General features: G+C 65.0%; 1 protein-coding gene. It reads left to right on the top strand.

Annotation, left to right across the window (positions count from 1 at the left end):
- Positions 1 to 665 (top strand): tetratricopeptide repeat protein (locus D8S75_RS17320; RefSeq protein ID WP_119967594.1); only part of this gene is annotated, 665 nt, incomplete at both ends.

Raw genomic sequence — 665 nt, 5'->3', positions numbered from 1 at the left:
CGCGGGCAGCTGCGGGCGAGCGAGCTGCTCGATGGGCAGGGGTTTGCGAGGAAGGTCGAGCAGGCCTATGCAGCCATGTTCTTGGCGTGGTCCGGTGAAGAGGGCTCGCGTGCGGGCTCACCCCTGCCGGCGCCCTCTCGCAAGCGCCGGGGAAAGCCTTCCGAGGCTGCGATGAATGCGGTAGTGGCTTGCTTCAACGCGCGCGACTACACGCGGGGGGCCGCACTGGCCCGGGAGCTGACACAGCAGTACCCCGACCACGGCTTTGGCTGGAAAGCGCTGGGCTCCATGCTACAGCCCTTGGGGCTTGAGGAGGAAGCCATTGCCGCCAAGCGGCGAGCGGTGGCGTTGTCGCCGGAGGATGCCGAAGCGCTGTGCAACCTGGGGCATCTGTTGCAGGGACAGGGTGTGCTGCCCGAGGCGGAGACCTTGCTCTTGCGGGCGTTGGCGCTGCGTCCTGACTATGCCGAAGCCCATAACAATCTTGGCATCACGTACCAGAAGATGGGACGGTATGACGAGGCCGAAGCCTCCTTTCGCCAAGCCCTGAAGAAGCAGCCCCATCGCGCTATCACGGGAAACCTGCTGTTCACGCTGAACTACCACCCGGACAAGAGCGCGGAGGAGATCTACGCGGCCTACGAGGAATACGAGGAGAGGTTCGG

The sequence above is a fragment of the Simplicispira lacusdiani genome (assembly GCF_003604195.1).
Classification (GTDB): domain Bacteria; phylum Pseudomonadota; class Gammaproteobacteria; order Burkholderiales; family Burkholderiaceae_C; genus Simplicispira; species Simplicispira lacusdiani.
The sequence above is the reverse complement of the archived record's forward strand: the minus strand, read 5'-3'. Positions and strand labels throughout refer to the sequence as shown.